The sequence below is a fragment of the [Flexibacter] sp. ATCC 35103 genome, assembly GCF_001975985.1.
Lineage (GTDB): Bacteria > Bacteroidota > Bacteroidia > Flavobacteriales > Flavobacteriaceae > Flavobacterium.
Genome location: NZ_MTQF01000027.1, coordinates 1 through 3,282, shown reverse-complemented (window position 1 = coordinate 3,282; position 3,282 = coordinate 1). Strand labels below are relative to the sequence as shown.

Here is a 3,282-nt window from a genome sequence, read left to right as displayed (position 1 = left end):
TGAACTTGGGGAAATAGAAACCGAATTGGCTAAATCTCCATTAATAAAACACAATAGAATAGTAGTCAAAGAAGATGCAAGTAAGAACAAATTTTTGGTTGCTTACATTGTTCCTAACGGAGAATTTAACAAGGAATCGATTCAGGATTTTCTAAAAGAGCATTTGCCAAATTATATGGTTCCCGGTTTTTATGTAGCACTCAGCGAATTGCCCTTAACACCAAATGGTAAAGTTGATCTTAAAAAATTACCCAATATTAGCGAGCAAGACGTTACAAAAAGCGAATATGCAGCTCCACGATCAAAAGAAGAAAAATTGTTAGTGAACGTTTGGGAAGACGTACTAAAAAGATCCCCAATTAGTGTTAAAGATAATTTTTATAACCTGGGAGGAGATTCTATTAAATCAATTCAGATAATTTCCCGTTTGAAACAGCAGGGTTATAGCTTAAAAATTAAGGACATCCTTCGTGTTGCTGTATTAGAGCAATTAGCAAAACATATGGAGGTAAGCAATCGAATTATTGATCAGTCTCCGGTTGAAGGAGAAATTGCTTTTACTCCGATTCAGCATTATTTTTTTGAAAATAATATTTTTAAGGTACACCATCATTTTAATCAGTCTGTAGTATTAAAAAGTGGAGCAGAACTTAATTCAGATTTTTTATCTAAAAGTTTGACCTTTTTAGTTCATCATCATGATGCTCTTCGAATGATTTACAAAAAAGAAGGTGATAATTGGAAACAATACAATAAGGGTATTCAGAAAGATGATTTAACTGTCGATTTTCATGATTTGCGTAATTCAGATGATGAGTTGTTGGCCATGGCAAAAATAGGAGAGCAGCTTCAATCCGGTTTTAATCTGGAAGGATCGTTGCTTAAAGCCGCACATTTTAGATTAACGAGCGGTGATCGTGTGGCATTAATTATACATCACTTAGTTGTAGACGGAGTTTCATGGAGAATTTTACTCGAAGATTTATCTGTGATTTATACACAATTATTATCTGGCGCTGCTGTACAGCTGCCATTAAAAACAGATTCATTTAAACTATGGTCTTCATTGCAGCAGGATTATGCCCATGGCGAACAGATTAAGCTTGAAAAGCCTTATTGGGAATCTGTTAGTAGTCAGGTAATTTCATCTTTTCCAACAGATAAAAACAGTCGGGAATTTAACGTAAAAATTGATAGCAGTATTTCATTTAGTTTGAATAAATACACTACAGAATTATTACAGACTAAGGTGCATGGAGCCTATAATACTGAAATAAATGATATATTATTAACAGGTCTTGGTCTGTCATTAAAGAATGTTTTTGGATTGGATAAAAGTATTCTTAAAATGGAAGGACATGGTAGGGAAGAAATTATTCCTGATGTGGATATAAATAGAACAGTAGGCTGGTTTACTTCTTTTTATCCGTTCGTATTAGATGTTTCTAATCCTGATAGTAACACTTTAATAAAAGTAAAAGAAGATTTAAGAAAAATACCAAATAAAGGTGTTGGATACGGGATTTTAAAATACTTGACAAAACAGTATAGCGATAAACTTATTCCTGCTATCGAATTTAACTATTTGGGAGATTTTGGCAGTGGCGTAACAAATAAAAATGAAGATTCAATATTTGAATATGCTTCTGAATATATTGGAGCTAATAATGATGATTCAAATGGAAACGACGTATTGTTAATCGTAACGGGAATTTTAGTAGATGAAAAACTTTCTATAACAATAAATTTTAATAAAGAAGTATATCATAAAAAGACAATTCAGGATTTAGTTGATTCTTATAAAGAAAATCTTGTTGCATTAATTGAAGAATTGAGTGCGATCAGGGAGAATTATTTAACTCCATCAGATTTGACCTTCAAAAAAATAAGTATTTCAACACTTTCAGAACTTAATAAAGATAATGATATAGAAGATATCTATAAACTTTCTCCATTGCAGCAAGGTATTTACTTTCACTGGTTGTCTAACGGCATGTCTTCATTGTATTTTGAGCAGATATCTTATAGAATTAAAGCATCTGATCTGGACATAACAGATATAAAAGAAGCTTATGATAAATTGATAACTAGACATGCTGTATTGAGAACCGGTTTTAAATATGATCAAACCAATGAGTTACCAATACAAATAGTAAGGAAAACGGTTTCGGGAAACTTTTTACATAAAAAACTCCCTTCATCTGTAATTGACTTAAATGAGTATGTTGAAAAGATCAAATTAGAAGACAGAAATAAAGGGTTTGACTTAGAATCAACTTCTCAGATGAGATTACAGATACTGGATCTCGGAAATGATAACTATGAATTTATTTGGAGTCACCATCACATTTTAGCAGATGGCTGGTGTATGAGTATTTTAATTAAGGATTTCTATCAGATATTGAATTCAATAAGTCAAAAATCAGTATTGAATCTTCCAAAAACATTTCCATATTCTAATTATATTAAATGGTTAGATAGTGTCAATACCAATGATTCAATGACGTATTGGAAAAACTATTTAGAAGGCTATAATCAAATTGCAGAAATCCCGTTTGGCAAAACAATTCAGGAGGATCAAAAATATACAGAAGCCAAAGAAACAGCTACTATAGGCGAAAATCTGTATAAAAAAATTAATAGTTTATGTGCCAGTATTGGTGTAACACAAAATACATTCATTCAGGTCGTATGGGGCTTTTTATTATCAAGATACAATAACACTCAGGATGTGGTTTTTGGATCAGTTGTTTCAGGAAGACCTGGAGAATTGGAAGGAATTGAAGATATGATTGGTTTATTTATCAATACAATTCCTGTGCGTATAAAATATGCAGATGTCGATACACCTTATGATTTATTAAAAAGAGTTCAGGAAGATGCAATATACGGAAGTACGTATCATTACTCCAATTTAGCAGAGATTAATGCTCAAAGTGAGTTGGGAATGAAGCTTTTTAATCATATTATGATTTTTGAAAATTATCCTATTCAGGATATTCTTGAAAATGGTGTTAAAAATTCTCAAATCAATCAATATAAAGAAATCAAGATTGAATCGGTTGCAACATTTGAACAAACAAACTATGATTTTGATATAAGTATTTTACCATCATCTTCATCATTAGCTATAGATTTTAAATATAATACCAAAAGATATGAATCTAAATTCATGAAAAATCTGGTGGAACATATTTATAATTTAATAGAGCAATTTACAGAGCATATTAATAAGCCCTTAAATACTTTCAATTACCTCTCTACAGAAGAAAAAGAGCAGTT

At 31.2% G+C, this 3,282-nt stretch carries 1 protein-coding gene; it reads left to right on the top strand.

From position 1 onward, the window contains the following. Window positions 1-3,282: condensation domain-containing protein (locus tag BXU01_RS23425; protein WP_255373838.1), on the top strand; the 3,282-nt coding region annotated here is incomplete at both ends.